The organism is Curtobacterium sp. MCLR17_044, from assembly GCF_003234435.1.
GTDB classification, from domain to species: domain Bacteria; phylum Actinomycetota; class Actinomycetes; order Actinomycetales; family Microbacteriaceae; genus Curtobacterium; species Curtobacterium flaccumfaciens.
The window spans coordinates 29462-56193 of sequence record NZ_QKTC01000004.1 but is presented as its reverse complement, the minus strand read 5'-3'; the positions used below and the strand labels follow the sequence as shown (position 1 = coordinate 56193).

Sequence of the window (26732 nt, the reverse complement as noted above, 5' to 3'; positions counted from 1 at the left end):
TCAGCGCGAACGAGTATTGGACTCGACTGCATCATCGATCGAGGATGGATGCATGCCCGAAGCGACCTCCACCGTCACCATCGCCGACCTCGCCACCCCCGCGGACACCGAGGCGTTCCGCACGCTCAACGAGGCCTGGATCACCCGGTACTTCACCCTCGAGGACGAGGACCGCGTGTTCCTCTCCGATCCCGTCGGCCGGGTCGTGGAGCGGGGCGGGGCCGTCCTGGTCGCCCGGCTCGACGACCAGGTCGTCGGGTGCATCGGGGTCGTGCCCACGATCCCCGGCGTGTTCGAGCTCGTGAAGATGGCGGTCTCCCCCGACCACCAGGGGCACGGCACCGGGCGGAAGCTCATCACCGCTGCGCTCGACCGGGCGCGCGAACTCGGCGCACGCCGCATCGACCTGGAGAGCAACGCACAACTGGCCAGCGCCGTGCACCTGTACGAGGCGTTCGGGTTCCGGCACCTGCGCGAGGACGAGATCGCCCCGAGCCCGTACGTCCGGGCCGACGTGCACATGACCCTCGACCTGCACTGACGACGGCCCGTCCCGGTACGCTCGCGGCATGGCGACGTACGAGGTGCAGGCGGTCCGCGAGGCCGGCGCGTGGCAGGTCTTCATCGACGGCTTCATGGTGACCGAGGTGTCCCGGTGGCCGTCCGTCGGGTTCGTGGCCCGCGAGCTCCTCGCGATGGACCGTGACGACGACCTGCGCATCCGCGTCGTCGGCCGCAACCAGTACGTGGCCTGACCGCAGCGGGCTCGAGTGTGCAGAAGACATCGAGTGCGTGCCGCCGACCCGACGTCTTGTGCTCACTCGATGCTGCGTAGCCGGCAAACGACGCCGTTGCGCAGGTCAGGCGACGTGCCAGACCAGCCCCTCCTGCGCGCTCGACGGGTACGCCGAAGCGATCCGGAACACGGCCTCGCGCAGGGTCTCCGGTGAGCACGCCAGGTTGAGCCGGACGAACCCGCGCCCCTCGGACCCGAACCCCAGCCCGGAGTTGAGCGCGACGTACGCGTTCTCGCGCAGCGGCACCGCCGGGTCGTCGCCGAGGCCGATGCCGCGGAAGTCGAGCCACGCCAGGTACCCGGCGCGCGGCCGCGTGTAGACGACCCCGGGCAGGTGCTCGGCGAGGAGTTTGGCGAGCAGCCGGTCGTTCGCCACGATGCGCGCCACGACGTCGTCGAGCCAGTCCGTCGCCAGGGTGAACGCCGCCAGGTTCGCGTGCAGCCCGAGGATGCTCGTGCGGCAGGCGACCTCCTCCCACAGGGTGTCGAGGAGCGCGGCGGTCCGGGGATCGCCGGCGACGATGACCGAGCACTTCACACCGGCGAGGTTCCAGCCCTTGCTCGCCGAGGTCACGCACACGCTCCGGGCACCGAGCGGCTCGGCGACGGCGGCGAACGGGGTGAACTGCACGCCGGGGTGGGTCAGGGGTGCGTGGATCTCGTCGCTGATGACGAGGACGTCGTACTTCGCAGCGAGTTCGGCGATCGCGACGAGGTCGGCCCGGTCGTGCACGAGCCCGACCGGGTTGTGCGGGTTGCAGAGCAGGAAGACGCCGACCCCGCCGGCGAACGCCCGCTCGAGGCCCTCGAGGTCGAGCCGGTACTGCCCCCACTGCTCGAGCAGCGGGACCTCCTCGACCTGACATCGGGCCTCTTCGACGAGCTCGAAGAACGGCGGGTACACCGGCGGCGTGATCGCGACGCGGCCGCCGTCGGGCAGCGCGAGCCGCAGCGACTCGACGATCCCGACGCTGACGTCGGTGGCCAGGTGGATCCGCGACGGATCGATCTGCCAGCCCCAGCGGTCCAGCGCGAACTGCGCGAACGCGGGAGCGAGCGGCCCGGGGCCGTCGAGGTACCCGAGGTCGGACTGCGAGACCCGTTCGATCAGGGCCTGCCGGATCGCCGGCGCGACGTCGTGGTCCATCTCGGCGACGAACAGGGGCAGCACGTCGGGCGCGTACCGCGTCCACTTGATGCTCGTCCGGACCCCGCGGAGCGTGCCGACCGGGTCCTGCTCGTCGCTCGCCATGCGTCCCAGCATGCCCCTGCCAGGAGGCCCGGCGCGACTCCCGACGTCATCCCACGTCGTCTTCGGGTGGGCTCGCGGCCGGGGGCCGTCCCGTCGGCCTACTGTCGGCAGCATGAGCACGAGCACCGCCGACAAGGCCGTCACCCTGAAGCAGCTGCACGAAGCCCCCGAGATCCTGCGCGTCGTGAACGTGTGGGACGCGATCACCGCGAAGGTCGTCAGCGACCTGCCCGGCACGAAGGCGATCGCCACCGCCGGGCACTCGATCGCCGCCTCGTACGGGTACGAGGACGGCGGGATGCCCCTCGACCTCGCCCTGTCCGGGGCGGCGATCGTCGCCGCAGCCACGGACCTGCCGGTCACCGCCGACCTGGACGACGGCTACGAGGACCCCGCCGAGACGATCCGCCGCGCCATCGGCTCCGGCATCGTGGGTGCCAACGTCGAGGACCGGCTGCGTCCCTTCGACGAAGCGGTCGCCCGCGTCGCCGCGATCACCGCAGCGGCACAGGCCGAGGGCGTCGACTTCCAGCTGAACGCCCGCACCGACGCGATCGTGCGCGGCGGCGAGCGCCCGGTCGACGAGAGCATCGAGGACGCGATCGCCCGCGGCAAGGCGTTCCTGGACAACGGCGCCGCCCTGGTCTTCGTGCCCGGCGCGATCGAGCGTTCCGTGGTCGAGCGACTCGTGGCCGGTCTGGGCCGCGGCAAGCTCTCGGTCATCGGCCTGCCCGGCGCCCTGCCCGCCGCCGAGTACGAGGCGCTCGGCGTCGCCCGCATCTCCTACGGCCCGCTCACGCAGCGGGTCGCGCTGCGCGCGCTCCGCGACCTGGCGACCGACCTGTACGCCGACGGCGTCGTGCCGGAGGACACCCCGACCCTGAACTGACGGAGCAGACGGACGGGAGGCCCGTGGCGGTGTCGCCACGGGCCTCCCGTCCGTCCTGTGGTCACGTCACGCGACCCGCTCAGCTCAGCCGAGCGCCGGGTACAGCACGGGCGTGGTGCGCGCGTGCGTCTCCTGCTCGAAGGCGTAGCCGAGGCCGATGACCGTGCTCTCGTCGAACGAGCGGCCGAGGAACTCCAGGTTCACGCCGGCACCGGTGATGGTGTTGTCGGCAGCGGTCGCCTGGCCCATCGGGACGGTGATCGCCGGCATGCCGGTGTTCGGGCTGAGGCGCATGTTCGTCGACTGCGTGCCGTACGGCGTGCCCGACGGGTAGACGAGCGCGTCGAGGTCCTGGTCATCGAGCATCTGCGTCACGAGCTGCTTGCCGGTGGCGAGCTGCGTCGTGTGCGACCCCGTCGGTCCGGCCCACGCCTGGTACTGCGTGTCGGTGATCAGGTCGCGCGACTGGTAGGTGCTCTTGCGGCTCGGCACGTACTCACCCGAGGCCAGGATGCCCTGCAGGGAACGCGCGGTGACGTCGGGGTCGAGGTGCTTCGCGACGTACTCGTCCAGGTCGTGCTTGAACTCGTTCGTGCTGCCGCTGCCCTCGGACAGGACCCGGTTGAAGGCCGTCGTCGCGGTGATCGGGACGACGGTGGCACCGGCGGCCTCGAGCTTCGCGACGGAGGCGTCGAACAGGCGCTTCGTCGTGGCGTTCGTGCCGACCATGCTCGTCACGTAGCCGATGCGGGCGCCCTGCAGTGAGTCGGCGTCGAGCGACGACGTGTACGACGTCGGCACCTTGCCGGCCTGCGCAGCCGTCGCCGGGTCCGCCGCGTCCACGCCGGTGACGGCGTCGAGCGCGACCGCCGCGTCGGTGACCGAGCGCGTGATCGGGCCGCCGGTGTCCTGCGACAGGGCGAGCGGGATGATCCCGTCACGGCTGGTCAGGCCGACCGTGGGCCGGATGCCGACAAGCTGGTTGTACGTCGACGGCACGCGGATCGAGCCGCCGGTGTCGGTGCCGAAGCCGATCCCGGCGAGGTTCGCGGAGATCGCCGCACCGGTGCCGCCGCTCGAGCCACCGGCCGTCTGCGCCGTGTTGTACGGGCTGGCGACCAGGAGCGATGAGCCTGCGGGCTGGTTCGACGAGAACTCGGAGACGAAGCCGAAGGCGAACTCGTCGAGGCTGGCCTTCGCCAGGATCACGGCGCCGGCGTCGCGGAGGCCGGTGACCATGGCGGCGTCGGTGTCGGTCTGGTTGTCGTCCCAGCAGCCGCAGCCACCGGTGGTCGGCATGTCCTTCGTGTCGTAGTTGTCCTTCACAGCGATCGGCACGCCGAGCAGCATGCTCGTCATCCCGTGCTCGGCGCGCTCGGCGTCCGCGGTCTTCGCGGCGGCCAGGGCGTCGGCGTTGGTGGTGACGATCGAGTTGAGCGCGCGCCCGGTCGACGCGGTGTCGACCTTGGTGCGGTCGTACGCGGCGATGCGGTCGAGGTAGTCCTGCGTGATCGCGACCGACGTGGTGACCCCGGCGTTCATCGCGGCCTGCATGTCGATCGTCGACGCCTCGACGAGCTGGAACGGGCCGTCGTCGTAGATCATCCGCTGGGACAACCCGGCCAGGTCCGCGACGGTGATGGTGCCGTCGGCGTCGGTGTCCGCGGCGCTGACCGTCGCCCAGTCGGTGCTCGCGGTCGTCGCGCCGAGGTGGTCGGTGAGCACGGAGAGGTCGGCCCTCGTCACCTGGTCGTCGCCGGTCAGGTCGAGGTCCGTGTAGTACGGCGCGAGCATGGCGGCGGGGCTGGCGTCGACGGCTGCGGGTGCTGCGGCGGCCGTGATCGCGGGGGTCGCGGCGAGGACGGTGCCGACGAGGGCGATCAGCGATGCGCCGGCGACGGTGGTGCGCTGCTTGCTGGAGGCCCGCTTCGTGGCGGCCTGCTTCGAGGCGGCCTGCTTCGTGGCGGTCATGCGGAGGCTCCGGTGCGGTCGCGGCGGGCACGACGGGCCCGCAGGGTGATCAGGGTGCCGCCGGCTGCGAGCAGGGCGATGGACGCGGCGATCCACGGCGCGACGTCGGCGCCGGTCCAGGCGAGGTCGCCTCCGGTCGGACGGTCGTCCCCGCCGGCTGCCGCCACGGCGGTGGCGCCGCTGGTCGGGTCGGTGCCCGGGGCGGTCGGGTCGCCGGGGACGCTGGGGCCACCCGTGCCGCCACCGGCGCCGGGCTGCGTGGTCGCTCCCGGGGTCGGCGTGGCCGTCGGGGCGGTGGTCGCGGCCGCGGCGACCACGACGGTGGTGCTCGCCGGGTCGTCGAGGGTCGTCGACGTGCCGTCGGAGCCGACGAGGGTGATGCTCGTGACGTCGAGGGCGACGCTGCCGACCGTGGTCGGGGTCAGCGAGATCGAGGTGGCCAGGTCGCCGTCGAGTGCCGGCGAGGTGCCGAGGCGGGTGTGCACGATCGTCAGGGCGTCGCCGTCCTGCTCGACAGTGTCGAAGCCGCCGTCCGGGCCGGTGACGCTGTCGTCCCGGTACTCCACCGAGTCGGCCTCGAGCGTGATCTCGTAGGCGTAGACGTCGGCGGTGTCCGGGATCGTCAGGTCGACGTCGAACGCCGTGCCGACGGTCACGGTGGCCGGGGCGTCGATGGTGGCGGTGGTCGCGGTGGGCGCTGCCTGGGCCGGAGCGGCCGTCAGGACGGCGAGGCCGAACGCCCCGGCGGCGACGAGCGTCGAGGAGACGATCGTCGCGCGTGGGCGCAGCCGTGGTCGGTGCTGCATGGGCGCAGTTCCTTCGGGTGGGGTGGAGGGGTGCTGAGCGGGTACTCAGTGAACCGAAAGCTAACGGGGCGCTGTTTCCGGTTCTGGCCCGGCACGTTTCCGCCCCGTTACGGCTCGTTCCTGCCGCTACTGTCGTGCCATGTCGGTCGATGTCGAAGCCCTGCTCACCCCGCCCTCCCCCGTCGCTGCGCGCGCACTGGACGTCGTGCGGGCATGGTCCGAACCGGCCCTCGTCAACCACTGCCTGCGCTCGTGGGCCTGGGCCGTCCTGCTCGCCCCGACGGTCGACCTCGAACCGGACCCCGAGCTGCTCTTCGTCGCGACGATGCTCCACGACCTCGGCGTGACCCCGTCGTTCGACGCCCACCGGGTGCCCTTCGAGGACGCCGGCGGCGCCGTCGGTTCCGTCTTCGCGCTCGGCGCCGGGTGGGACGCCGTGCGAGCGCGTCGGGTTGGCGAGATCATCGAACGGCACATGTGGCGGTCCGTCGACCCGGAGCTCGACGCCGAGGGGCACCTGCTCGAGGTCGCGACCTCGCTCGACGTCTCCGGCGTGGGCTTCGACAGGTGGTCGTCGGACGACCTGCGGGACGTCACGGCCGCGGTGCCCCGTCTGGACTTCTCGGCGTCGTTCGACGGGCTGATCCACGAGCAGGCTTCGCGCAAGCCCTCTTCGGCCGCAGCCCGCCTCGACGGATCGGGCAACGTGGCCGCCGGCGGAGACCGCTGGACGGCGTTCCTGGCGTCCTGACACTCGGTCCGGTCGCTCGCTGGACTTCTCGGCAGGGTGGGCGTATAGTGGCTGGTTGGTGCAATGCAGCGAACCCATCTGACTCGCGCACACCAACCTCTCGACACCGACTCACCCGAGTCGCATTCCACTCGAGACACCGCTCGATCCGAACGGACGAGCTGCACGTTGAAACTCGACGTGCGCGCCCCGCACTCGATGCGTCGCGCTGGACTGAGACGTCCGCCGACACCGAGTCGCCCTGGCGCCGAATGACCAGGAAGTACAGCACCATGACCAGCAACGAACGAATCACCGTGTTCGGGACCGCACTCGCGGCCCCGACGATCACCCCCGACCGCATCGCCGAGTTCCCGGTGCGAGACGACCGCTCGCAGCGCGAGTACCTCGTCCGCATCGCAGCCGACGACCTGGGGACCTTCGTCACCCGGGGCACCCGGCTCGACGCCGTCGGCGAGGCCGGCTGGACCGTCCCGGGCCGCTCCTGGGCGGGCGAGGCCAGCCGCACCCTGCTGCAGGCACAGTCCGTGCAGGCGGGCGAGATGGCCCTCGCGGCCTAGGTCCACCAGCACCACCACGAAGCGCCGCCGAGTTCGCTCGGCGGCGCTTCGTCGTTCCCGGGGCAGCGTGGGTCACTGCGGGCTTCGTGCGAGGTTCCGTGAATCGTGCGAGGCGGCGGTCGTCGCACCGTTCACGGAACCTCGCACCGTTCGTGGCATCGACTCAGTTCAGGCGCTCGAAGACCATCGTGGCCTGCACTCGGTCTCCGCCGCCGAAGCCCGTGCTCCCCGAGGAAGCCGTCGTGATCGTGTGCAGCCGGTACCCGAGCGCAGCCTGGGCGTTGATCGCCTTCTCGAGCTCGGTGAGGTTGCCCGAACCGGTCCCGAAGAACTTCTCCTTGAGCACCACCTGCAGCACGACGTAGCTCATGCCGTTCTGTGCCGGACGCGGCTGACCACCCGAAGCGGCTTCCGCCTGGATCCGGCCGATCACTCCACCGACACCCGACGCCGCGGGCGCCGGCTGCTGCACCTGCTCCGTCCACGCGGAACCGTCCCACCACCGCATGGTGCCGGAGCCGTCGTCGTACCACCCTGCCTGTGCATTCGTCATGCCCTCATCCTGGCGCACGACCAACCACGCCGGCAGGTCAGTTGTTGAAGCGGAACTCCACCACGTCGCCGTCCTGCATGACGTAGTCCTTGCCCTCGATGCGGGCCTTGCCGGCAGCGCGGGCCTCGGCGATCGAGCCGGTCTCGACCAGGTCATCGAACGAGATGACCTCGGCCTTGATGAAGCCCTTCTCGAAGTCGGTGTGGATGACGCCGGCAGCCTGGGGCGCCTTCCACCCCTTGCCGATCGTCCACGCACGGGCTTCCTTCGGGCCGGCCGTCAGGTAGGTCTGCAACCCGAGGGTGTCGAACCCGATGCGGGCGAGCTGATCGAGGCCCGACTCGGTCTGCCCGGTCGACTCGAGCAGCTCGGCGGCGTCGGCAGGGTCGAGGTCGATGAGCTCCGACTCGACCTGGGCGTCGAGGAACACGGCCTGCGCCGGTGCGACGAGCGCGGCCAGTTCGGCCTTGCGGGACTCGTCGGTCAGGATCGCCTCGTCGACGTTGAAGACGAAGATGAAGGGCTTCGCGCTGAGCAGGCCGAGCTCGGCGATCGGCGACAGGTCGATCTTCGTGGCGGACAGCAGCGTGCCCTGCTCGAGCGCGGCACGGGCCTCGCGAACGGTCTCGAGCACGATCGGCTCGGTCTGCTTGAGCTTCACGGTCTTCTCGTACCGCGGGAGCGCCTTGTCGATGGTCTCCATGTCGGCGAGGATCAGCTCGGTGTTGATGACCTCGAGGTCGTCCTTCGGGGAGACCTTGTTCGCGACGTGCACGACGTCGTCGTCGGTGAAGCCGCGGACGACCTGCGCGATGGCGTCGGCCTCGCGGATGTTGGCGAGGAACTTGTTGCCCAGGCCTTCGCCCTCGCTCGCGCCCTTGACGATGCCCGCGATGTCGACGAACGACACCGGCGCCGGCACGGTCTTCTCCGAGTGGAAGAGCTCGGCGAGCTGGTCGAGCCGCGAGTCGGGCAGGTTCACCACCCCGACGTTCGGCTCGATCGTCGCGAACGGGTAGTTCGCGGCGAGGACCTGGTTCTTGGTCAGGGCGTTGAACAGGGTCGACTTGCCGACGTTCGGGAGACCGACGATTCCGATGGTGAGAGCCACGGAAGAAGAGCCTACCGGCGGCGGCCCGTCGGAGCCGACCCGGGCCTCCAGTCCGTCCGTCAGGACAGCGGACGCGGCCCGTCCATCGGGCGCCGCAGGGCCGTGATGCGGCGCTCGACGACGTCGAAGACGTCGGCCTGCAGCCGCTGCGATCGCCGCCAGTCCCCCGGCACCTGCAGCGAGTGGTCGGCATGGTCGACGGTCTGGAGGCGCGCAGCAGTCCCCGGGACCCGTTCCGGCCGCCACATGGTGTCGTCTCCACCCCCGATCGCGTCGTGCACGTCGGTGGCAGCGGCGAGCGCTGTGGCCACGTCGTCATGGGTGAGGACCGGGGTGAGCCAGACGCCGGGCACCTCGTGGCGGATCGCCCACGGCAGGGCGAAGCAGCCGAACGACTTCGCGACGACGAGGTCGGGCAGCCGGTCCCCCAGAGCCGCGGCGACAGTGGTCTCGACGAACCTGACCGGATCGGCACCGGCGGCGTCGTCGACCTGCCATCGTGGCGCGACGACCTCGCACCCGGCCGCGGCGGCGATCTCGCTCGTCCACCAGAGCAGCGGCGCCTGTTGCCCGTAGCCGGCGCCGGCGAGCACCAGGACGAGCGGACGTCGGTCGGCCTCGTTCCCCATGCGCCGACAGTAGCCACACGCAACGCCGACGGGAACGGAGGGCGATGTCGGCACCCCGTGCGACGATCGGGACCGTGCCGTTGAACTTCACCGCGATCGACTTCGAGACCGCCAACAGCTCGCCCGCCAGCGCCTGCTCCGTCGGGCTCGTGAAGGTCCGCGCCGGCCGGGTCGTCGATCGGGCGTCGTGGTTCATCCGCCCGCCGTTCGGGCACGACGCGTTCCTGGAGTGGAACACGCGGATCCACGGCATCGTCGCCGAGGACGTCACGCACGCCAAGACGTGGGAGCAGCAGTACCCCGACCTGGTGGCCTTCGCCGAGGGCGACGTCCTGGTGGCCCACAACGCCCGCTTCGACATGGGCGTCATCGCCGGTGGCTGCTCCGCAACGGGCATCGACTTGGCCGAGCACCACTCGCTGTGCTCCCTGGCGGTCGCCCGCAAGACCTACACGCTCGACTCGTACCGTCTGCCGGTCGCCGCGATGGCCGCCGGGTTCGAGGGCTTCCAGCACCACGACGCCGCCGCCGACGCCGAGGCCTGCGCCGCGATCGTCGTGCACGCAGCCGGGCACCACGGGGTCGAGACGGTCGAGGCGCTCGGGGCGGTGACCCGGGTGCCGATCGCCCCGGTCCGTGCGCGTGCCGAGAAGCCGAAGGCCGCGAACCAGCCGCGGCTGTCGAACCGGCCGATGGTGTTCGCCGACTGAGGGTCTTCGCTGACTGAGGGTCTTCGCTGACTGACGGTCTGCGCTGGCTGACGGTGTTTGCAGACTGACGCAACGCCCGCTGCGCGCGGCCGGGGTGTCACATCCCCGGTGGTATTGTCACGACAATGCCGTCGGCACCGACGCCGGCATCTCCGCACGTGTGAAGGACCGCGATGACCAACGAAGGCCAGCTGCCGTCCGACCTGTTCATGGACCTGGACCGGTCGGGTCCCATGCCCCTCTACTTCCAGGTCGCGTCGCGCATCGAGGAGTCGATCCGCTCCGGCGCGATGCCACCAGGGGCCCGGCTCGAGAACGAGATCGCCCTCGGTGAGCGTCTCGGTCTGTCGCGGCCGACGATCCGTCGCGCGATCCAGGACCTCGTCGACAAGGGTCTGCTGGTGCGCCGCCGCGGCATCGGCACCCAGGTCGTGCACGGGCCGGTGACCCGCAAGGTCGAGTTGACGAGCCTGTACGACGACCTGGCGCAGGGTGCGCAGGCTCCGGCGACGAAGCTCCTGCAGCGCAACGACGTCCCCGCGTCCGACGAGGTCGCCGCGGCGCTGAGCATCGAGCCCGGCACGACCGTCGCGCACATCCGGCGGGTGCGGTTCGCCGAGGACGTCCCGATGGCGATCCTCGAGAACTACCTGCCGCCGGAGTTCCTCGACCTGACCGACGAGGACCTGCAGGCGTACGGGCTGTACCAGCTGCTGCGCGGCCGCGGCGTGACGATGCGGGTCGCGAAGCAGCGGATCGGGGCGCGTGCGGTCACCGACGAAGAGGCCGGCCTGCTCGAGATCGAGGACGGCGACCCGGTGCTCACGATGAGCCGCACCGCGTACGACGCCTCGGGCCGTGCGGTCGAGTACGGCGTGCACTGCTACCGCCCCGACCGGTACTCGTTCGAGGTCACGCTCGTCGACAAGTAGGTCGCTCGGCGAGGGGTCACGACACGCTGTCAGCGATGCGCCGAGTGGTCACGAACTGTCGCCCGGACGCCCGGCAACCGACAGTTCGTGGCCACTCGGCGAAACTGAGCGGGGTGTCGTGACCGCCCCGCAGCCGCACGGCTTCAACCGAGCGCGGGCACCCCGAGCTCACCCGTGACGTACTGGGCACGTCCGAAGCCGAACGACCAGTCCTGCGGCCCGTTCTCGACGTAGCCGATGAAGACGTCCTCGGACGCGACACCGATCGCCGCGAGGGCGTCGTGGATCGCCCGGTACAGCGCTGCCTTCGCCTCGTCGGTCCGCCCGCGCTGCGTGAACACCTGGATGACGATGACACCCTCGGTGCGCTCGAACCCCAGGCCGGCGTCCTCGGCGATGATCTGCTGCGGCGGGTGCTCGGTGATCACCTGGAACCGGTCCCGCACCGGGATCCCGTACACGTCGACGATGGCCTGGTGGATGGCGTCGGCGATGCCACGGACGGCCTCCGGCGTGCGGCCGGTGGCGAGGTCGATACGGACGAGCGGCATGGTGCCTCCTGGTTGCTCGGACTTTGTCCTTACATACTAACAAGCAGACGCCGCCGAGTGTCTAGAACCTCGGCGTCGGTGCCTCGTACGTCAGCGGCCCGTCGACACGAGCGACGTCGTGCCACGCGCCGTCGACCAGCGAAGCCTCCGCCGCCTCGACGATCGACGCCGCGGCCAGCCCGTCGGCGACCGAGGGTGCGAGCTGCTCCCCGCGCTGCACGCTCGCGATGAACTGCGCCGCCTCGATCGTCTTCAGGTCGTCGTAGCCCATCGCGGTCCCGGCGCCGGGCTGGAAGCGACCGAAGTCACCGTCCCCGGGAGCGACGTAGTGCGTCGCGTACCCGTCGACCTCTTGCCCGTCCAGGTACACCTCGAGCTCGTTGAGGCGCTGGAAGTCCCACCGGACCGAGCCGCGGGTGCCGTAGATCTCGAGCGTGTACTCGGCGTGCGGCCCGCGCATCACCCGACTCGAGTCCATCGTGCCGACCGCACCGTCCTCGAACCGGAACAGCAGCGCGGCGTAGTCCTCGTTCTCGACGGCACCGAGCTCGCCGGTGGCCGCCGCACTGCGGTCGACGATGCCGGCACCCGGGCGGGGACGCGACTCGATGAACGTCTCGGCGAGCGCACTGACGGAGGCGATCCGGCCGACCACGTACTGCGCCAGGTCGAGTCCGTGCGACAACAGGTCGCCGAGCACACCCGATCCGGCACGCTCACGCTCGAAGCGCCAGGTCAGCGGTGCAGCAGGGTCGGACGAGTAGTCGGCGAGCAACGAGCCGCGCACGTTCGTGATGCGCCCGAGCCGCCCGCTGCGGACGAGTTCACGGGCGCGCTCGATCGCCGGGGCGTGCCGGTAGTTGAAGCCGACGCTCGTGATGACGCCGGCCCGCTGCACCGCCTGGTGGATGGAGCGCGAGTCGCTGGCGTACCGGCCCATGGGCTTCTCGATCCAGAACGGCTTGCCTGCCTCGGCCGCGGCGACGGCCATCTCGCGGTGCAGGAAGTTCGGCGAACAGATCGACACGACGTCGACCGCCGGGTCGGCGAGGACCTCGTGGTAGTCGGCGACGGCCCGCTCGTACCCGAGCCGCGTCACCGCCTGGTCGCGTGCCGCCTCGATCGGGTCGGCCGCGACGACGAGCCGCGGCTGGACGCCGAGCTCCGGGAAGTGGTCCGGCAACGCTCGGTAGGCACGCGAGTGCAACCGCCCCATCCAGCCGACCGAGATCAGCCCGACGCCGATGCTGTCCATGGAGAACTCCTTCGTTCAGGTGACGCGCATTGGAGCGCGACAACGAGCGTAGCCGATGCGGCGGACTTTGTCAGCACATGACGCAACCGCCTGGAGGCCCGGTGCCGGTCTCGGGGACCGGCACCGGGCCTCCAGGCTGGTGCGTCAGCGCGCGGGGCGCGACCCGTGGTTGCGACCGCGGATCGCACCGCGCATCAGACCGCGTCTTGGATCGCTTCTCAGATCGCGGGGACGATGATGTCGCGGACCAGGGCATCGAGCTTCGCGTCGGCGTCCAGGAACTGCCGGAGCGTCGTCACGGTCGCACCGAAGCGGTCGAACTCGTCGATCGTCATGCCGTCCACGTCGTAACCGCGGGCGAACTCCGGCGTCGCGGCCCGGAGCGCCTCGATGACGTGCACGGGGACCTCGTCGTCGATGGCGTGCGGACGGAACGGGAACGCGTTGTCGTTGATGTCCTTCGTCCACTGGAACGGCGGCGACACGACGAGGTCACCGCCCTGGAACTCCGACCACTGCAGTGCGTTGCGGAACGCGGCGACCAGCACGCGCGAGCGGAACCCACGCTCCTGGAAGACGCGGTAGGCGTTCTTCACCGCGGCGACGCCGGCCCACTCGAGGATGCCCGGGTCCACCATCACGTGGTCACGCTTGACGACGGTCTTCAGCCAGTCGTCGAAGCGGCCGGCCATCAGGGTGACGACGTGACCGAACTCCTGCTCCGGCAGGCCCTCGGCAGCACGGCGGTCGAGGGCGCGCTCGATGGCCTCGCCCACGGCGACGACCTGCGGCACGGTGAACGACACCGTCGCGTTGATGGAGACCCCGCGGTAGGCGGCTTCCTCGATCGCGGCGATGCCGACCTTGGTGGCGGGGATCTTCACGATGATGTTCGGCGCGAGCTGCGAGAACCGGACGGCCTGCTCGACGAGCGCGTCGGCGTCGCGGTGGAACCGGGGGTCGGTCTGCATGGACAGTCGACCGTTCCGGCCGCCGGACGCCTCGAACGCGGGCAGCAGCTGCGCCGCGGCGGCGATGGAGAGCTCCTCGACGGCCTTCCAGCCGATCCAGGACTCCCCCGCCGTCGGGTGCTCCTCGGCGATCTCGCGGATGCGCGGGACCCAGGTCTCCGGGTCCTGCTGGATGCAGGTGTACGCGATCACCGGGTTGCAGGTCGCACCGACGGCACCGTACTCGTGGATGGCGGTCGACAGTTCGCGCGGGTCGGCGGAGTCGTTCCACAGGGCGGTCGGGGTCTGTTCCGCGGCCTGCAGGGTGACGGGACGGGAGTCGGCGTCGGTGGACGCCTGCGTCTCGAGGGTGGTGGTCATCGGTGGAGTCCCTTCGTGATCGTGTCGAGCTGGAACCGCGACACCGCGTCGGCGTTCTCGTCCTCGGCGAAGACGCTCGAGACGGCGACGGTGTCCTCGCGCGCCGAGAAACCGACCCGGTCGAGTGCTGCCCAGAAGGCGTCGAAGTCGACGTCCGCCTGGCCGACCGGCAGGTGCTGGTGCACGCGGACCGGGTTGCCGGGCGGGTTCGTGATGTAGCGCAGGCCGTGCGAGCGACGGTGGTCGTACGCGTCGGCGACGTGGACCAGCTGCAGTGACTCACCGGCGGCGTCGATGATCTCGTCCATGTTGCCGCCGTAGTGGAACGTGTGGCAGGCGACGTACACGAAGCCGACGTGCTTCGAGTTCAGGCCGCGGATCACCCGGAGCGCCTCGAGCCCGTCCTCGACGAAGTCGTCGGGGTGCGGGTCGATGAGCACACGGATGCCGGCGTCCTCGATGATCGGCAGCAGTTCCTCCATCGACCGGTAGAACTGGTCCTCGGACTCCTCGGCGCGCTCGGGGCGGCCGGAGAACTCCGTGTTGATGGTGTCCACGCCGAGGCGCTTCGTGATCTCGATGACCCGCTTCCACTTCCGCACGGCAGCCTGTCGGGCGTCCTCGTCCGGACCCGACCAGCGCAGCACCGGCAGCACGCTCGCCACCTGGACCCCGGCGTCACGGCAGGCCGCGGCGAACGCGTCGACCAGGTCGTCGTCGGCCTTGGGGTGCCGGTAGAAGGGGATGAAGTCCTTGTGCGGGGTGAGCTGCAGGTACTCGTAGCCGAGCTCCGCGACCTTGCGCGGGAACTCGAACAGCGACAGGTCGTGGTGGAACGGGGTCGGGTCGAGCGCGATCTTCGGCATCGATCAGGCCCCGGCGAGCGCGGCGGTTGCGTCGCTCGTCGCGTCGCTCGTCGCGCCGCTCGTCTCGTCGTAGAACGCCGGCTTGGTGACCGCGTACTCGACCACTTCGTGCGCGCCGGACTGCTGGGCCCGGACCGCGACCTCGGCGACGACGGAGGCGGTGTAGCCGTCCCAGGCACTCGGCCCGTCGATGCCGCCGGTCCGGGCCGCGTCGACCCAGCGCTGGACCTCTTCGTCGTAGGCGGCACCGAAGCGCTCCTTGAAGGACGGCGTGACGCCCTGCGAGGTCGCTCCGGCTGCGACGAGCGAGAGCGACGTGTCGCGGCCGATGTACGCGACACCGGACTCGAACACGGCGTCGGTGGTGACCTGGTAGCCGAACTGGGCGTTGACGTTGATCTCGACGATCGCCATCGTGCCGGACTCGGTGGTGAACAGGACGAACTGCGGCTCGGGCAGGTCGGCCGGCGCCAGGGAGTTCTTGCGCGGCTTCTTCACCTCGACGCTCGTGATCGCTTCACCGGTGAGGAACGGGATGATGTCGATCTCGTGGATCACCGAGTCGTGGATGAGCATCGACTCGCTGAAGTTCGGCGGCGTCGTCGGGTTGCGGTGCGCGTGGTGCAGGGCGAGCAGGGCGCCGTTCGCCCCCGACTCGCGCAGGGCCTTGAGCTCCTGGTACCCGGCGTCGAACCGGCGCATGAAGCCGACCTGGATGACGGGCCGGGCGGCGTGCTGCTGCTCGAGCTCGACGATGCGCAGCGAGTCCTCGGCGCTGGTCGTCAGCGGCTTCTCGCACAGGACGGTGAGTCCGCGCTCGAGCGCGGTCACCAGGATCGGCTCGTGCAGGAAACCGGGCGTCGCGATGATGACGGCGTCGATCTCGGTCTGCTCGAGCGCCTCGTCGAAGGACGCAGCGGTGATCGCGCCGGGCGCCAGGGCGGCTGCCGCAGCGGCACGGGCCTGGTCGGGCTCGACGACGGCGACGACGTCGGCGTTCGAGATCTTGGCGGTGATGCGGCGGACGTGGTCGGCGCCCATCATGCCGGCGCCGACGACGGCGACGCGGAGGTTCTGCGTGGTGGTCATGGTGGTGTTCTCCTGGGGGTTGTTGACGCTGCGTGGACGGCGCGTCAGGAGGCGCGGGCGGCCGAGGTCGAGCCGAAGATGTGCTGGAAGGTGCGCTCGGCGATCGGGCCGGGGGCGTCGACGGAGCAGCCGTACATGTCCTGCTCGACGATGCCGAAGACGTCCGGGTTGATCGCGGCGACGGCCTCGATGATCGGGGCGAGCTCCGGGGTGCCGTGCGGCGGCTCGGTCATGATGCCCTGCGACACGGCGGTGGCGAACGGCACGTCGTTCTTGAGCACGTCGAACAGCAGGTCGGTGTCGACCTGCTTGAGGTGCAGGTAGCCGATGCGCTCCGGGTGGGCGGCGATGAGCTTGAGGTTGTCGCCGCCGTAGTAGGCGAAGTGGCCGGTGTCGAGGCAGAGGTTGGTGTACTCGGGGTTCGTGACCTCGAGGAACCGCACGGTCTCCTTGTAGGTGCCGACGTGGCTGTCCGCGTGGGTGTGGAACTGCTGGTGGACGCCGTACTCCTCGAGCAGCGCCTTGCCGAGCTGGTCGTGTCCCTTGCCGAGTCGCTCCCACTGCTCGTCGGTGAGCGTGCGCGACTCGAGCACCTCTTCGGTGGCGTCCGAGCGCCACAGGTCGGGGATCGTCACCAGGTGCTCGGCGCCGAGCTTCGCTGCCAGACCGGCGACCGCGACGGCCTGGTCCCACGCGCGCTGGAACTGGTCCTCGCCCTTGTGGAACCCGGTGAAGACCGTGCCCGCCGACAGCTTGAGCCCGCGGGACTCGAGCTCGTCGGACAGCTGCGACGGGTCGGTCGGCAGGTACCCGTACGGGCCGAGCTCGATCCACTCGTACCCGGCGGCGGACGCCTCGTCGAGGAAGCGCTGCCACGGCACCTGCTTCGGGTCGTCCGGGAACCAGACGCCCCACGAGTCCGGGGCGGTGCCGATGCGGATCGAGGCGGGCGCCGCGTCGGTGGCGGGGCTGCCGATGGGGGTGGCGGTGTCGGTCATGACGTCGCTGTCGCTTTCTGTCTCGTGAACGGTTCAGCCGAGCAGCGGACGCTGCGTGGCGACCTGCTGCTCGTACTCGGCGCGGGCGGCCTGGGTGCTGGGGAGGGTGGAGGTCTGCGCGACCGGCACGTCCCACCAGCCGTCGCCCTCGGGGGCGTAGACCAGCGGGTCGGAGTTGATGTGCACCAGGGTCGTGTGGTCGTTCGCCTTCGCCTGACGCAGTGCGGCCTTCAGGTCCTCGATGCTGTCCGGGCCGGGCTGCACCTCGATGACGTCGACGCCGTACGAGCGGGCGTTGGCGGCGAGGTCGACGGGCAGGGGCTCGCCGTTCTCGAACGACTCGGTCTCGTCGAGGTAGCGGTACTTCGTGCCGAAGCGCTCGGAGCCGACGGTCTCGGACAGGTGCCCGATCGACGCGTACCCGTGGTTCTGGATCAGCACGACGATGATCTTGATGCCCTCGGCCACGGCGGTGACGAGCTCGGTGTGCAGCATCAGGTAGCTGCCGTCACCGACCATCACGATCGCGTCGCGCTCCGGAGCCCCGCGTCGCACCCCGATGCCACCGGCGATCTCGTAGCCCATGCACGAGAACGCGTACTCGACGTGGTACCCGAGCTCGTCGCGGACCCGCCAGAGCTTGTGCAGGTCGCCGGGCAGCGAGCCCGCGGCCTGGATCACGACGTCGCGCGGGTCGGAGACCGACTGCACGGCGCCAATGATCTCGGGCTGACCGGGCAGGTCCGCGCCGGACGGCGCGAACGCGCCGTCGACGGCGGCGTCCCACGCCGCCTTCAGCGAGGCGATCTCGGACGCGTAGCCGGGCTCGACGACGTACGCCGTGTCCGAGGTGAGCGACTCCGTCAGGGCGACCAGCGCCTCCCGGGCGTCCGCGATCAGCGGCAGCTGCGAACCGTGCTTGTAGGCGTCGAACGCGGCCACGTTGACGTTGACGAACGTGACGTCGGGGTTCTGGAACGCGGTCCGCGACGCCGTGGTGAAGTCGCTGTAGCGGGTGCCGATCCCGATGACGACGTCGGCCTGGGCGGCGATCGCGTTGGCGGCCGCGGTGCCGGTCGCGCCGATGCCGCCGAGGTACTGCGGGTGGTCCCAGACCAGAGATCCGCCGCCGGCCTGCGACGTGCCGACCGGGATGCCGGTGGCCTCGACGAAGGCGCGGAGCTCGTCGGCGGCGTCGGAGTACAGCACCCCGCCGCCGGCCACGATGACCGGACGCCGGCCGGCACGGATCGCGGCGACGGCACGCTCGAGCGGGCCACGCTCGGGCAACGGACGGCGGATGTGCCACTCGCGCGGCTGCAGGAACGCGACGGGCACGTCGAACTCCTCGGCCTGGACGTCCTCGGGCAGGGCGATCGTCACCGCACCGGTCTCGGCCGGGTCGGTGAGGACCCGCATCGCGGCGAGGGCGATCGAGAACAGCTGCTCCGGACGCTCCACACGGTCGAAGTAGCGCGAGAGCGGACGGAAGGCGTCGGTGACCTGCAACGACGTGTCGTGCGGCAGCTCGATCTGCTGGAGCACCGGGTCGGTGGTGCGCGTGGCGAAGGTGTCCGACGGCAGCAGCAGTGCCGGCAGCCGGTTCGTGGTGGCGAGCGCCGCGGCGGTCAGCATGTTGGCGGCACCCGGGCCGACCGACGCGGTGGATGCGTAGGTCGCACGGCGGCGGTGCATGCGGGCGAAGCCGACGGCCTCGTGCACCATCGCCTGCTCGTTGCGGGCCTGGTGGTACGGCAGCAGCCCGGGCTGCTCGACGTGGAGCTGCTTGATGGCCTGACCGACCCCGGCGACGTTGCCGTGCCCGAAGATGCCGAAGATCCCCGGGATGGTGCGTTCGCGGACGTCGCCGTCGACGGTCCACTGGTTGGCCAGGAACTCGACGAGTGCCTGGCCCACGGTCATCTTCCGCGTGGTGGTGGTCACGCCTGCTTCCTTTCGTAGGGCAGTCGTGGGTCGATCGATTCCGATGCCCACGCCTGCCGGACCCACCCGTGGGCCGGGTCGTCGGTGATGTTCCAGACGCGCTCCGGGTCGGGCCCGGCCATCACGTTCAGGTAGTACATGTCGTAGCCCGGAGCGGCGACCGCCGGACCGTGCCAGCCGTACGGCACCAGGGCGACGTCGCCGGTCCGCACCTGCCGGAACTCGTCGATGGCGCGGTCGTCCGAGGCGTAGGTGCGATGCAGGGCGAACGGGTCGGCGGCCTCGGGCGCGATCGACTCGAGCCCACGGGACACCGCCGCCTCGTAGTAGTAGATCTCCTCGAGGTTCGACTCCGAACCGGGCACGTTCGTGTCGTGCTTGTGGGGCGGGTACGACGACCAGTTGCCGGCCGGCGTGATCACTTCGCACACGATGAACTTGACGGCGTCGAGCGCGGCCGGGGTGCCGAAGTTGTGCACCTGACGGCTCGACTGCCCGGCGCCGCGGAGTTCCACTGGCACGTCCGGCCGGGCCACGTAGGTGGTCGGCTTGACGGTGTCGGTGGGCGCCTCGGCGACGGCGAACCGGCCGCTGCCGGTGATGGTGGCCGCGGAGCCCGATCCCAGGTACAGGACGTCAGTGGGGCCGTCGAAGACGCTCCCACGCCCCTGCAGGGTCTGCTCGCCGTCGCCGGCAGCGCCCGAGTGGGTCACGTGGAACGACCCGGCGAGCGGCACGACGATGCGCTCGACGGCGTCGGCCGGGAGGCGCAGCTCGCCCCCGTCGGTCAGCGCGCCGGTCCGGAGCCCGGTGTGCGCCCACCCCTCGATGCGACCGTCGACCACGTCGGTCCAGCCCGCCTCGGGCCGGGAGCCCGCCGGGATGAACCACTGGTCGTGCTGGTGCTGTTCGTTCGCCATGCCGCGGGTCAGTTGTTCGACGGGAAGCCGAGGTTGATGCCGCCGTGCGACGGGTCGAGCCAGCGGCTCGTGATCGCCTTCTGGCGGGTGAAGAAGCTCACGCCGTCGGCCCCGTACGCCTTGTGGTCACCGAACAGCGAGTTCTTCCAGCCACCGAACGAGTAGTAGGCGACGGGCACCGGGATCGGGACGTTGATGCCGATCATGCCGACCTGCACGTCGCGCTGGAACCGTCGGGCGGCCCCACCGTCGTTCGTGAAGATGGCGGTGCCGTTGCCGTACGCGCCGGAGTTGATGAGCTCGAGGCCCTCTTCGTAGGTGGCGACGCGGACGACGCTCAGCACCGGACCGAAGATCTCCTCGGTGTAGACGCGGCTGGTGGTGGGCACCTGGTCGATCAGCGTCGGGCCCAGCCAGAAGCCGTTCTCGTCGCCGTCGGGTCGGACGGTGCGGCCGTCCACCACAACCACCGCACCGTCCTGCTCTGCGACCTCGATGTACGAGGCGACCTTGTCACGGTGCTGCTTCGTGACGAGCGGGCCCATGTCGCACCCGCGACGACCGTCGCCGATGCGCAGGGTCGCCGCGCGGTCCTTGATCTTCTGGATGAGCTCGTCGGCCACCGGCTCGACCGCGACGACGACCGAGATCGCCATGCAGCGTTCACCGGCCGAACCGAAACCGGCGTTGATCGCGTTGTCGGCGACCAGGTCGAGGTCGGCGTCCGGCAGGACGAGCATGTGGTTCTTCGCGCCGCCGAGGGCCTGCACGCGCTTGCCGTGCTTGGTACCGGTCTCGTAGACGTACTGCGCGATGGGCGTGGAGCCGACGAACGAGATCGACTCGACGTCGTCGCTGGTGAGCAAGCCGTCGACGGACAGCTTGTCGCCGTTGAGCACGTTGAAGACGCCGTCGGGCAGCCCGGCCTCCTTGAACTTCTCGGCGAGCCAGATGGCGGCCGACGGGTCCTTCTCGCTCGGCTTCAGCACGACGGTGTTGCCCGCGGCGATCGCGATCGGCAGGAACCAGAGCGGCACCATCGCCGGGAAGTTGAAGGGGCTGATGATGCCCACGACGCCGAGCGGCTGGCGGATCGAGTAGACGTCGATGCCGGTCGAGACCTGGTCGGAGAACTCGCCCTTCATCAGGCTCGGGATGTTGGTGGCGAGCTCGACGACCTCTTGCCCGCGGGCGATCTCGCCCATGGCGTCGTCGATGACCTTGCCGTGCTCGCTCGTGATGATCTCGGCCAGCTCGGCCTTGTCGCGGTTCAGGATCTCGCGGAACGAGAACAGGATCGCCTGGCGCTTGGCCAGCGACAGGTTGCTCCAGCCGGGGAACGCCGCCTTGGCGCTGCCGATGGCCGCCTGGATCTCGGACTCGTCGGCCAGCGCGACCTGCTTGGTCGCGACGCCGAGCGCCGGGTCGTACACGGGGGCGGTGTTGCCCGACGCGGATTCGACGCGCTTGCCGTCGATCCAGTGCCCGACGGTGGTGGTGGTCGTGTCGGTGAGCGTCATGCGTTGCTTCCTTCCGAGATGGACGAGTCCATGGTGGTGGCGCCCGCGAGCCGAGCGGCTGGGTCGTGGGCATCTGTGGAGAACCCGCCCCGGGCCTCCTGGCTGTGGACGAGACCGGCGGCGACGTCCACGGCGGCGGCGACGTCGCCGTCCGAGGGGTAGAGCAGGGTGCGTCCGACGACCAGGCCGCGGACGCCGGGCAGGGCCAGGGCGTCAGCCCACTTGGCGTACGTCTCCAGCGGGCGCGAAGCCGGGTCGCCGCCGAGCAGCAGCGTCGGCAGCGTCGTCGCGGCCATCACGCGCTCCATGTCGTCGACGACGGGGATCTTGAGCCAGCTGTAGGCGCTGGACTCGCCGAGTCCCGCAGCGATCGCCATCGAGGTGATCACGGCGTCGGCCGACAGGTCGTTGACGACCCGGCCGTCCCGCCACTCGGACATGAACGGCTCGAGCATGATCGGCAGCTGGAGCGCCGCGGCCTCGCTGACGGCGCGGGCCGTTGCCTCGAGCGTCGGCGCGGTGCCCGAGTCCTCCAGGGCGATGCGCACCAGCAGCTTGGCGAAGTCGAGCCCGGAGTCCTTGATCGCCTGCGCCGAGTACGCCGTGTACCGGTCGTCCATCTCGAAGGTCGCGCCGCGGAGTCCACCGCGGTTCATCGACCCGACGACGACCTTGCCGTCGAGGGCACCGAGCAGCGCGAGGTCCTCGAGGATGTCGGGGGTGCCGAGCACGCCGTCGACCCCCGGCCGGCCGAGGGCCGTGACGAGCCGCTCGAGCAGGTCGTAGCGGTCCGCCATCGCGGACTCGTCGTCACGCACCGCCAGCGCACCGCGTGCGGGGTGGTCGGCGGCGACGATGAAGAGCTTGCCGTCGTCGGCGAGCAGGGAGCGCTTGCGGCGGGCGTCGAGCGTGGCACGCACCAGGTCCGGCTGGCCCGCACGGATGTCGCGGAGGCGCTGGAAGTCAGCGGGGCTGAGCTCAGGCATGGGTCTTCTCCTCGGTGTACGTCTCACCCGTGTGCGTCTCACCCGTGTGCGTCGCACCCGCGTGCGTCGTGCCCTCGGCCGGGTTGTCGGTCAGGAACTGCTCGATCTCGTCGCTCGTCGGCATCGCCGTCGAGCACTCGAACCGCGTCGCGACGATCGCGCCGGCGGCGTTGCAGAACGCCAGGATCCGCTCGAGGCTCCAGCCCCGCAGCAGCCCGTGCGTCAGCGCACCGCCGAAGCCGTCGCCCGAGCCGAGCCCGTTCACGACGTCGATGTGGTGCGGACGGAACTCGACGAACTCGTCGCGGGTCTTCGCCAGCACGCCCTTCGGCCCCTGCTTGACGATCGCGATCTCGACACCGCGGTCGAGCAGCGCGTCGGCGGCGCGGACCGGGTCGGTCTCACCGACCGCGACCTCGCACTCCTCGCGGTTGCCGACGGCGACGGTGGCGTGCTCGAGGGCGATCGCGACCTCGCGCGTCGCGGCCTCGGGGCTCGACCAGAACATCGACCGGTAGTCCAGGTCCAAGACGGTGTGGGTCTTCGTGCTGTTCTGCGCGGCGGACCGGGCTTCGTACGCGACGTGATGCGCCTGTCGGCTCGGCTCCTCACTGAGGCCGGTCACCGTGGTCCAGAAGATCTTCGCGCGCTCGATCTCGTGCAGCGGCAGGGACTTCGCCGTGATCATCAGGTCGGGCGCCTTCGGGGCCCGGTAGAAGTAGAGCGGGAAGTCGTCCGGCGGGAAGATCTCGCAGAAGGCGACGGGGGTGTTCAGCCCCTCCACCGTCTCGACGAAGGCGTTCGCGACCCCGTACTCGGGCAGCGTGCGGGCGATGTACCGGCCGAAGGGGTCGTTGCCCGTCCGGGTGATGACCGCGGCGTCCGCGCCGTGTCGAGCAGCGGCGATGGCGACGTTCGTGGCGCTGCCGCCGACGGACTTCGAGAAGGTCGAGACGTCCTCGAGCGGGCCGGTCTGCTGCGGGTAGATGTCGACGCTGACGCGTCCCATCGTGATCACGTCGTAGGCGTGGGGAGCTTGGTTCGTCATGCGACGCGGTGGACCTTCCGTGCGGCTTCATCGGCGGACGATCACGACTGTACACCCTGTTTGCCCTAATGTCATGACATGGATTCCGCGGTCCGTCACGTTGGTCCCGTGGCGCTGGTCACGCTGGTTCTGCGGGGCGCGCCGGAGTGCCGGGAGGCGCGGTGTCGGTGGGTTCTGCCAGGGTCGCGACATGCAGATCCTCGCCCTGGTCATCGGTCTCGTGATCGGCATCGCCGTCGGTGCGGTCGTCGCCTGGTCGCTCGCCCGCTCGCGCGCGGGCATCGACGCCGCGTCGTCCCGTGCGACGGCCGAGGCGCTCCGCGGCCAGCTCGAGGCGGCCCGACGCGACGCCGAGGAACGCCTCGACGCCCAGGACACGCAGTACCGCCGCCAGGTCGACTCGCTCGAACGGCGCTCCGCCGAGCTCGAGCACCTGGTGCAGCGCATGCACGGCGTCGACGCGGCACGGAACCAGAACGAGTCCAAGGTGCTCTCCGCGCTCAGCCCCGTGGCGCAGACGCTCGACGTGATGCGCACGAAGATCGCCGAGCTCGAGCAGTCGCGGAGCGAGCAGTACGGCGCGCTGTCGGCGCAGCTCCGGTCGGCCGCCGAGTCCGAAGAGCGCCTCCGCGCCACGGCCGACACCCTGGCCAGTGCCCTGTCGTCGAACAGCACGCGCGGCGTCTGGGGCGAGACGCAGCTGCGCAACGTTGTCGAGGCCGCCGGGCTGCTCGAACGCGTCGACTTCGACGTGCAGTCGTCAGTCACCACCGCCGTCGGCTCCGCCCGCCCGGACATGGTCGTGCACCTGCCCGGCGGCAAGACCATCGCCGTCGACGCCAAGGTGCCGTTCAGCGCCTACCTGCAGGCCGCCGAGATCCCGGCGACCGCCACCGGTGCCGAGGCAGCTCGACGCGACCAGCTCATCGCCCAGCACGTCAAGGCGCTCCGAGCGCACGTCGACGCCCTTGCCGCACGGGAGTACTGGACCGGCTACGACGCCTCCCCCGAGCTCACCGTCGCCTTCATCCCGTCCGAGTCGCTCATCTCGAGCGCACTCGCCGCCGACCCCGGCCTGCTCGACCACGCCTTCCGCAAGCGCATCGCGCTCGCCTCTCCCGTGACCCTGTGGTCCGTGCTCAAGACCGTGGCGTTCTCGTGGCAGCAGGACGTCGTCTCGCAAGAGGCGCACGAGCTCTTCAAGGTGTCCCGCGAGCTCTACGGCCGGCTGTCCACGATGGCGGGGCACGTCGACAAGCTCGGCCGCTCGATCCGCGGCTCCGTCGTCGACTACAACCGCTTCGTCGGGTCGCTCGAACGCCAGGTGCTGCCGAGCGCCCGTCGGCTCTCGCTGCTCGACGAGTCGAAGGTCATCGCGGACCCGTCCTCGATCGAGGACGAGCCGCGGCTGCTCACCGCGCCGGAGCTCGTCGGCGCCGTCGACGAGGACTGAGCTGCTCGCTACGATCGATCGTCATGGGGGAAGCACTGCAGAACCATCCCGGCGACCGCGAGTTCCCGGTCCGTCCACGCTGGCGGCACCGGGCGATGGTCGCCAAGGCGCGGAAGCAGACCGGGCGACGACGGGACCGCGCCGCAGCGTGGATCATCATGGCGATCGCGATCGTGGCGTTCTTCGTCGTGCTCCTGATCTCGATCCTCGCCCCGTACGACGTCCGGCAGCACTTCGGGTACGGCATCCAGGCGGTGTGGCGCTGCTTCCTGATCGCCGTCGTCGTGTGGTTCGTGCTGACCTTCATCACCTCGCTCCGTGACATCGGGCTGCCGGTGCGGGAACAGCGGCGGTACCGGGAGCGCACCGGTGCCCGCGAGCTGCCCGTCCACCGACTGCAGCAGCTGGCGCTCGCCTCGTTCGGCGACTTCCACGAAGGATGGTGGCCAGCGTCGCTCGCCCCGTACGGTTCGCGGGTGGAGCTCGGCGGGGAGTACCTGCAGGACACCACGCCGTCGCCCTTCGTGACCATCCCCCTGCCCCCGCTGACGTTCCTGCGCCGCGAACTCGACGAGACCTACAAGATCGCCAGCGGGCGGGACGCACAGGCCTTCGCCGTCGACCTGCTCGGTCCGAAGAGCGTGTCGTGGCAGTTCCTCGCGTTGAGCCGATCCGCCGAGGGTGAGACCCGGCTCACCCGGCTGTCCTCACTGCTCGGCACCGACCCGTGGGCAGGGTCGAGCCTGCTCGAACGCCGAGCGGACCGCCCGCCGAAGCTGCTCTGGTCGATGGACGTCAAGAACGCGGTCACCGCCGTCCGAGGTGCGTACGCCGCCGGGCTCCTGAGCGAGGACGATGCCTGGTCGTCGATCGACCTGGTCTCCGATGTCGCCTTCACCCTCTTCGACTCGTGGGACGACTACTTCGACAACCTGCGGGCCGCGTACGCCCTGGTCTACGACGAGCTCAAGACGGTGCAGGAGTTCGATGCCGGGCGGCGTGAGCTCTTCGCCTCGAACTGGCCGGTCACGCGGTTGCCGTGGCCGGGGTCGCCGGGGGCGCTGCTGCCGCGGACCGTCAGCGACCCGCTGTGGGCGGACGAGGACGACGCGTCGGTCTCCTGACCACGACAGGATCACCGTCGCGGCGACGGCTCATGCGTCGGAGTACCCGGGGAGCGCGCGGACGGCCTCGGCGTTGCGGTCCCACTCCGCTGCGATCCGCCCGATCGGCCACGCGTCAGACCCGCCGAACAGCCACATGGTCCCCAGGATCACCATGTCCGATGCGAAGGCGGCGAGGTGCCCCGAAACCGGCATGAACTCGTCCATCTCCCGTTCCTCGGCGGACCGGTCGATGTGGTGCCGAAGCGCCTTCCCTTGCATCAACGGCTCTCTCACCGTCCATCCGGCAGTCCGTGCCGCAACCGATGGTGGGTCGGAATCGCGAGCGGCTGCGAATGCCACCGCCGCGTAGGCACCACGCTGCCTCGTCCATTGGGTGTGGGACACACCCTCGTCAGGGACGCGCAGCGCGCGTGCCGCCGTGCTCACACGGGGAGCGTCCCCGTAGACCGCGATCAACACCGATCCCCAGATCAGCGCAGCCCCGCCCGGAACCGTGACGAACGACTTCACCCGAGCCGCCTTCTCGAAGGCGTTCCGGACCTGCTTCGGAACGTCCATCGAGGACGGATCGAGCGCTGTGCGGAGTACTTCGACGTCGATCACCTTGAACCACCTTCATTCGTGTCGCGACCGGGAGCCTTCGCCGCGATAGCGCACTTCATTGCCTCTTGATCATTCACGCCG

27 protein-coding genes are annotated in these 26732 nt (G+C 70.5%); 9 read left to right on the top strand and 18 right to left on the bottom strand.

All coding sequences use genetic code 11. The annotated features are described in order from the left end of the window. Nucleotides 1-52: 52 nt before the first annotated feature. Both DEJ04_RS03855 and DEJ04_RS03850 read left to right on the top strand, forming a co-directional pair. Nucleotides 53-541 (top strand): GNAT family N-acetyltransferase, encoded by a 489-nt coding sequence (locus DEJ04_RS03855; RefSeq protein ID WP_111046300.1) that lies wholly within the window; start codon nucleotides 53-55, stop codon nucleotides 539-541. 28 nt (nucleotides 542-569) lie between these two features. After that, entirely contained in the window at nucleotides 570-755 is a 186-nt protein-coding gene (locus DEJ04_RS03850) for a hypothetical protein (RefSeq protein ID WP_017887087.1), read from the top strand. 105 nt (nucleotides 756-860) lie between these two features. On the opposite strand, the gene DEJ04_RS03845 is transcribed toward DEJ04_RS03850, so the two are convergent. Continuing rightward, a complete protein-coding gene (locus DEJ04_RS03845; RefSeq protein ID WP_071404186.1) occupies nucleotides 861-2048 on the bottom strand; it encodes a MalY/PatB family protein in 1188 nt (395 codons plus the stop codon). 112 nt (nucleotides 2049-2160) lie between these two features. Here DEJ04_RS03845 and DEJ04_RS03840 point away from each other — a divergent pair, with 112 nt between their 5' ends. Then, nucleotides 2161-2937: an isocitrate lyase/phosphoenolpyruvate mutase family protein gene (locus DEJ04_RS03840; RefSeq protein ID WP_111038822.1), complete on the top strand. Its 777-nt coding sequence runs from the start codon at nucleotides 2161-2163 to the stop codon at nucleotides 2935-2937. 84 nt (nucleotides 2938-3021) lie between these two features. On the opposite strand, the gene DEJ04_RS03835 is transcribed toward DEJ04_RS03840, so the two are convergent. Both DEJ04_RS03835 and DEJ04_RS03830 read right to left on the bottom strand, forming a co-directional pair. Then, on the bottom strand, nucleotides 3022-4908 hold the full coding sequence (locus DEJ04_RS03835; RefSeq protein WP_111046299.1) for an amidase family protein: 1887 nt from the start codon (nucleotides 4906-4908) through the stop codon (nucleotides 3022-3024). Beyond that, nucleotides 4905-5714: a hypothetical protein gene (locus DEJ04_RS03830; RefSeq protein WP_111046298.1), complete on the bottom strand. Its 810-nt coding sequence runs from the start codon at nucleotides 5712-5714 to the stop codon at nucleotides 4905-4907. The genes DEJ04_RS03835 and DEJ04_RS03830 overlap by 4 nt, the downstream gene beginning before the upstream one ends. Nucleotides 5715-5853: 139 nt before the next feature. Here DEJ04_RS03830 and DEJ04_RS03825 point away from each other — a divergent pair, with 139 nt between their 5' ends. Continuing rightward, entirely contained in the window at nucleotides 5854-6465 is a 612-nt protein-coding gene (locus tag DEJ04_RS03825) for an HD domain-containing protein (protein ID WP_111046297.1), read from the top strand. Between the two features lie 272 nt (nucleotides 6466-6737). Continuing rightward, nucleotides 6738-7025: a hypothetical protein gene (locus tag DEJ04_RS03820; protein WP_017887091.1), complete on the top strand. Its 288-nt coding sequence runs from the start codon at nucleotides 6738-6740 to the stop codon at nucleotides 7023-7025. A gap of 163 nt (nucleotides 7026-7188) precedes the next feature. Here DEJ04_RS03820 and DEJ04_RS03815 read toward each other — a convergent pair whose 3' ends face one another. The 3 genes from DEJ04_RS03815 to DEJ04_RS03805 are packed head-to-tail and all read right to left on the bottom strand — an operon-like array spanning nucleotide 7189 to nucleotide 9318. Continuing rightward, nucleotides 7189-7578 (bottom strand): DUF2510 domain-containing protein, encoded by a 390-nt coding sequence (locus tag DEJ04_RS03815; RefSeq protein WP_111046296.1) that lies wholly within the window; start codon nucleotides 7576-7578, stop codon nucleotides 7189-7191. A gap of 37 nt (nucleotides 7579-7615) precedes the next feature. Continuing rightward, nucleotides 7616-8689 carry a redox-regulated ATPase YchF gene (gene ychF, locus DEJ04_RS03810; RefSeq protein WP_111046295.1) on the bottom strand — a complete coding sequence of 358 codons (1074 nt, stop codon included), beginning with the start codon at nucleotides 8687-8689 and terminating at the stop codon, nucleotides 7616-7618. 59 nt (nucleotides 8690-8748) lie between these two features. Beyond that, nucleotides 8749-9318 carry a hypothetical protein gene (locus tag DEJ04_RS03805; protein WP_111046294.1) on the bottom strand — a complete coding sequence of 190 codons (570 nt, stop codon included), beginning with the start codon at nucleotides 9316-9318 and terminating at the stop codon, nucleotides 8749-8751. Nucleotides 9319-9362: 44 nt separating this feature from the next. Here DEJ04_RS03805 and DEJ04_RS03800 point away from each other — a divergent pair, with 44 nt between their 5' ends. Both DEJ04_RS03800 and DEJ04_RS03795 read left to right on the top strand, forming a co-directional pair. Continuing rightward, nucleotides 9363-10028, top strand: a complete 666-nt coding sequence (locus DEJ04_RS03800; RefSeq protein ID WP_181437728.1) for an exonuclease domain-containing protein — start codon at nucleotides 9363-9365, stop codon at nucleotides 10026-10028. Nucleotides 10029-10201: 173 nt separating this feature from the next. Continuing rightward, nucleotides 10202-10960, top strand: a complete 759-nt coding sequence (locus DEJ04_RS03795; protein WP_071405736.1) for a GntR family transcriptional regulator — start codon at nucleotides 10202-10204, stop codon at nucleotides 10958-10960. A gap of 143 nt (nucleotides 10961-11103) precedes the next feature. Here the strand turns inward: DEJ04_RS03795 and DEJ04_RS03790 are convergent, their stop codons facing one another. From DEJ04_RS03790 to iolC, 11 genes are all read right to left on the bottom strand, one after another. Next, nucleotides 11104-11511: a tautomerase family protein gene (locus DEJ04_RS03790; RefSeq protein ID WP_111046293.1), complete on the bottom strand. Its 408-nt coding sequence runs from the start codon at nucleotides 11509-11511 to the stop codon at nucleotides 11104-11106. 61 nt (nucleotides 11512-11572) lie between these two features. After that, nucleotides 11573-12766, bottom strand: coding sequence for a Gfo/Idh/MocA family protein (locus DEJ04_RS03785; RefSeq protein WP_111046292.1), 1194 nt, complete (start codon nucleotides 12764-12766; stop codon nucleotides 11573-11575). Nucleotides 12767-12984: 218 nt separating this feature from the next. Then, nucleotides 12985-14097: a transaldolase family protein gene (locus DEJ04_RS03780; protein WP_111029577.1), complete on the bottom strand. Its 1113-nt coding sequence runs from the start codon at nucleotides 14095-14097 to the stop codon at nucleotides 12985-12987. Further along, nucleotides 14094-14963: a sugar phosphate isomerase/epimerase family protein gene (locus DEJ04_RS03775; RefSeq protein ID WP_111046291.1), complete on the bottom strand. Its 870-nt coding sequence runs from the start codon at nucleotides 14961-14963 to the stop codon at nucleotides 14094-14096. Before DEJ04_RS03775 ends, DEJ04_RS03780 begins: the two co-directional genes overlap by 4 nt. A 3-nt stretch (nucleotides 14964-14966) precedes the next feature. Next, nucleotides 14967-16052, bottom strand: a complete 1086-nt coding sequence (locus DEJ04_RS03770) for a Gfo/Idh/MocA family protein (protein WP_111046290.1) — start codon at nucleotides 16050-16052, stop codon at nucleotides 14967-14969. A 44-nt stretch (nucleotides 16053-16096) separates the two neighbouring features. Continuing rightward, nucleotides 16097-17050, bottom strand: a complete 954-nt coding sequence (locus tag DEJ04_RS03765) for a sugar phosphate isomerase/epimerase (RefSeq protein ID WP_027464524.1) — start codon at nucleotides 17048-17050, stop codon at nucleotides 16097-16099. A gap of 33 nt (nucleotides 17051-17083) precedes the next feature. Beyond that, nucleotides 17084-18973, bottom strand: a complete 1890-nt coding sequence (iolD, locus tag DEJ04_RS03760; RefSeq protein WP_111046354.1) for a 3D-(3,5/4)-trihydroxycyclohexane-1,2-dione acylhydrolase (decyclizing) — start codon at nucleotides 18971-18973, stop codon at nucleotides 17084-17086. Between the two features lie 17 nt (nucleotides 18974-18990). Further along, entirely contained in the window at nucleotides 18991-19914 is a 924-nt protein-coding gene (gene iolB, locus DEJ04_RS03755) for a 5-deoxy-glucuronate isomerase (RefSeq protein ID WP_111038833.1), read from the bottom strand. An 8-nt stretch (nucleotides 19915-19922) separates the two neighbouring features. Further along, nucleotides 19923-21434, bottom strand: coding sequence for a CoA-acylating methylmalonate-semialdehyde dehydrogenase (locus tag DEJ04_RS03750; protein ID WP_110864410.1), 1512 nt, complete (start codon nucleotides 21432-21434; stop codon nucleotides 19923-19925). Beyond that, nucleotides 21431-22420, bottom strand: coding sequence for a class I fructose-bisphosphate aldolase (locus DEJ04_RS03745; protein WP_035807563.1), 990 nt, complete (start codon nucleotides 22418-22420; stop codon nucleotides 21431-21433). The genes DEJ04_RS03750 and DEJ04_RS03745 overlap by 4 nt, the downstream gene beginning before the upstream one ends. Beyond that, nucleotides 22413-23468, bottom strand: coding sequence for a 5-dehydro-2-deoxygluconokinase (iolC, locus tag DEJ04_RS03740; RefSeq protein ID WP_111046289.1), 1056 nt, complete (start codon nucleotides 23466-23468; stop codon nucleotides 22413-22415). The genes DEJ04_RS03745 and iolC overlap by 8 nt, the downstream gene beginning before the upstream one ends. Before the next feature lie 190 nt (nucleotides 23469-23658). On the opposite strand from iolC, the gene DEJ04_RS03735 reads away from it, so the two are divergent. Together DEJ04_RS03735 and DEJ04_RS03730 are read left to right on the top strand one after the other, a co-directional pair. Further along, complete coding sequence (locus DEJ04_RS03735) at nucleotides 23659-24921, top strand: DNA recombination protein RmuC (RefSeq protein ID WP_111046288.1); 1263 nt, start codon at nucleotides 23659-23661, stop codon at nucleotides 24919-24921. A gap of 23 nt (nucleotides 24922-24944) precedes the next feature. Continuing rightward, nucleotides 24945-26045, top strand: a complete 1101-nt coding sequence (locus DEJ04_RS03730) for a DUF1266 domain-containing protein (protein WP_111029584.1) — start codon at nucleotides 24945-24947, stop codon at nucleotides 26043-26045. Between the two features lie 30 nt (nucleotides 26046-26075). Here DEJ04_RS03730 and DEJ04_RS03725 read toward each other — a convergent pair whose 3' ends face one another. After that, nucleotides 26076-26651: a hypothetical protein gene (locus DEJ04_RS03725; protein WP_056072871.1), complete on the bottom strand. Its 576-nt coding sequence runs from the start codon at nucleotides 26649-26651 to the stop codon at nucleotides 26076-26078. Between the last annotated feature and the right edge of the window lie 81 nt (nucleotides 26652-26732).

What these genes read in the sequence shown, in the direction of transcription:
- DEJ04_RS03855 (WP_111046300.1), top strand. Translation starts at nt 53, where the DNA reads ATGCCCGAAGCGACCTCCACCGTCACCATCGCCGACCTCGCCACCCCC.
- DEJ04_RS03850 (WP_017887087.1), top strand. Translation starts at nt 570, where the DNA reads ATGGCGACGTACGAGGTGCAGGCGGTCCGCGAGGCCGGCGCGTGGCAG.
- DEJ04_RS03845 (WP_071404186.1), bottom strand. Translation starts at nt 2,048, where the DNA reads ATGGCGAGCGACGAGCAGGACCCGGTCGGCACGCTCCGCGGGGTCCGG.
- DEJ04_RS03840 (WP_111038822.1), top strand. Translation starts at nt 2,161, where the DNA reads ATGAGCACGAGCACCGCCGACAAGGCCGTCACCCTGAAGCAGCTGCAC.
- DEJ04_RS03835 (WP_111046299.1), bottom strand. Translation starts at nt 4,908, where the DNA reads ATGACCGCCACGAAGCAGGCCGCCTCGAAGCAGGCCGCCACGAAGCGG.
- DEJ04_RS03830 (WP_111046298.1), bottom strand. Translation starts at nt 5,714, where the DNA reads ATGCAGCACCGACCACGGCTGCGCCCACGCGCGACGATCGTCTCCTCG.
- DEJ04_RS03825 (WP_111046297.1), top strand. Translation starts at nt 5,854, where the DNA reads ATGTCGGTCGATGTCGAAGCCCTGCTCACCCCGCCCTCCCCCGTCGCT.
- DEJ04_RS03820 (WP_017887091.1), top strand. Translation starts at nt 6,738, where the DNA reads ATGACCAGCAACGAACGAATCACCGTGTTCGGGACCGCACTCGCGGCC.
- DEJ04_RS03815 (WP_111046296.1), bottom strand. Translation starts at nt 7,578, where the DNA reads ATGACGAATGCACAGGCAGGGTGGTACGACGACGGCTCCGGCACCATG.
- DEJ04_RS03805 (WP_111046294.1), bottom strand. Translation starts at nt 9,318, where the DNA reads ATGGGGAACGAGGCCGACCGACGTCCGCTCGTCCTGGTGCTCGCCGGC.
- DEJ04_RS03800 (WP_181437728.1), top strand. Translation starts at nt 9,363, where the DNA reads ATGTCGGCACCCCGTGCGACGATCGGGACCGTGCCGTTGAACTTCACC.
- DEJ04_RS03795 (WP_071405736.1), top strand. Translation starts at nt 10,202, where the DNA reads ATGACCAACGAAGGCCAGCTGCCGTCCGACCTGTTCATGGACCTGGAC.
- DEJ04_RS03790 (WP_111046293.1), bottom strand. Translation starts at nt 11,511, where the DNA reads ATGCCGCTCGTCCGTATCGACCTCGCCACCGGCCGCACGCCGGAGGCC.
- DEJ04_RS03785 (WP_111046292.1), bottom strand. Translation starts at nt 12,766, where the DNA reads ATGGACAGCATCGGCGTCGGGCTGATCTCGGTCGGCTGGATGGGGCGG.
- DEJ04_RS03780 (WP_111029577.1), bottom strand. Translation starts at nt 14,097, where the DNA reads ATGACCACCACCCTCGAGACGCAGGCGTCCACCGACGCCGACTCCCGT.
- DEJ04_RS03775 (WP_111046291.1), bottom strand. Translation starts at nt 14,963, where the DNA reads ATGCCGAAGATCGCGCTCGACCCGACCCCGTTCCACCACGACCTGTCG.
- DEJ04_RS03770 (WP_111046290.1), bottom strand. Translation starts at nt 16,052, where the DNA reads ATGACCACCACGCAGAACCTCCGCGTCGCCGTCGTCGGCGCCGGCATG.
- DEJ04_RS03765 (WP_027464524.1), bottom strand. Translation starts at nt 17,050, where the DNA reads ATGACCGACACCGCCACCCCCATCGGCAGCCCCGCCACCGACGCGGCG.
- iolD (WP_111046354.1), bottom strand. Translation starts at nt 18,973, where the DNA reads ATGACCGTGGGCCAGGCACTCGTCGAGTTCCTGGCCAACCAGTGGACC.
- iolB (WP_111038833.1), bottom strand. Translation starts at nt 19,914, where the DNA reads ATGGCGAACGAACAGCACCAGCACGACCAGTGGTTCATCCCGGCGGGC.
- DEJ04_RS03750 (WP_110864410.1), bottom strand. Translation starts at nt 21,434, where the DNA reads ATGACGCTCACCGACACGACCACCACCACCGTCGGGCACTGGATCGAC.
- DEJ04_RS03745 (WP_035807563.1), bottom strand. Translation starts at nt 22,420, where the DNA reads ATGCCTGAGCTCAGCCCCGCTGACTTCCAGCGCCTCCGCGACATCCGT.
- iolC (WP_111046289.1), bottom strand. Translation starts at nt 23,468, where the DNA reads ATGACGAACCAAGCTCCCCACGCCTACGACGTGATCACGATGGGACGC.
- DEJ04_RS03735 (WP_111046288.1), top strand. Translation starts at nt 23,659, where the DNA reads ATGCAGATCCTCGCCCTGGTCATCGGTCTCGTGATCGGCATCGCCGTC.
- DEJ04_RS03730 (WP_111029584.1), top strand. Translation starts at nt 24,945, where the DNA reads ATGGGGGAAGCACTGCAGAACCATCCCGGCGACCGCGAGTTCCCGGTC.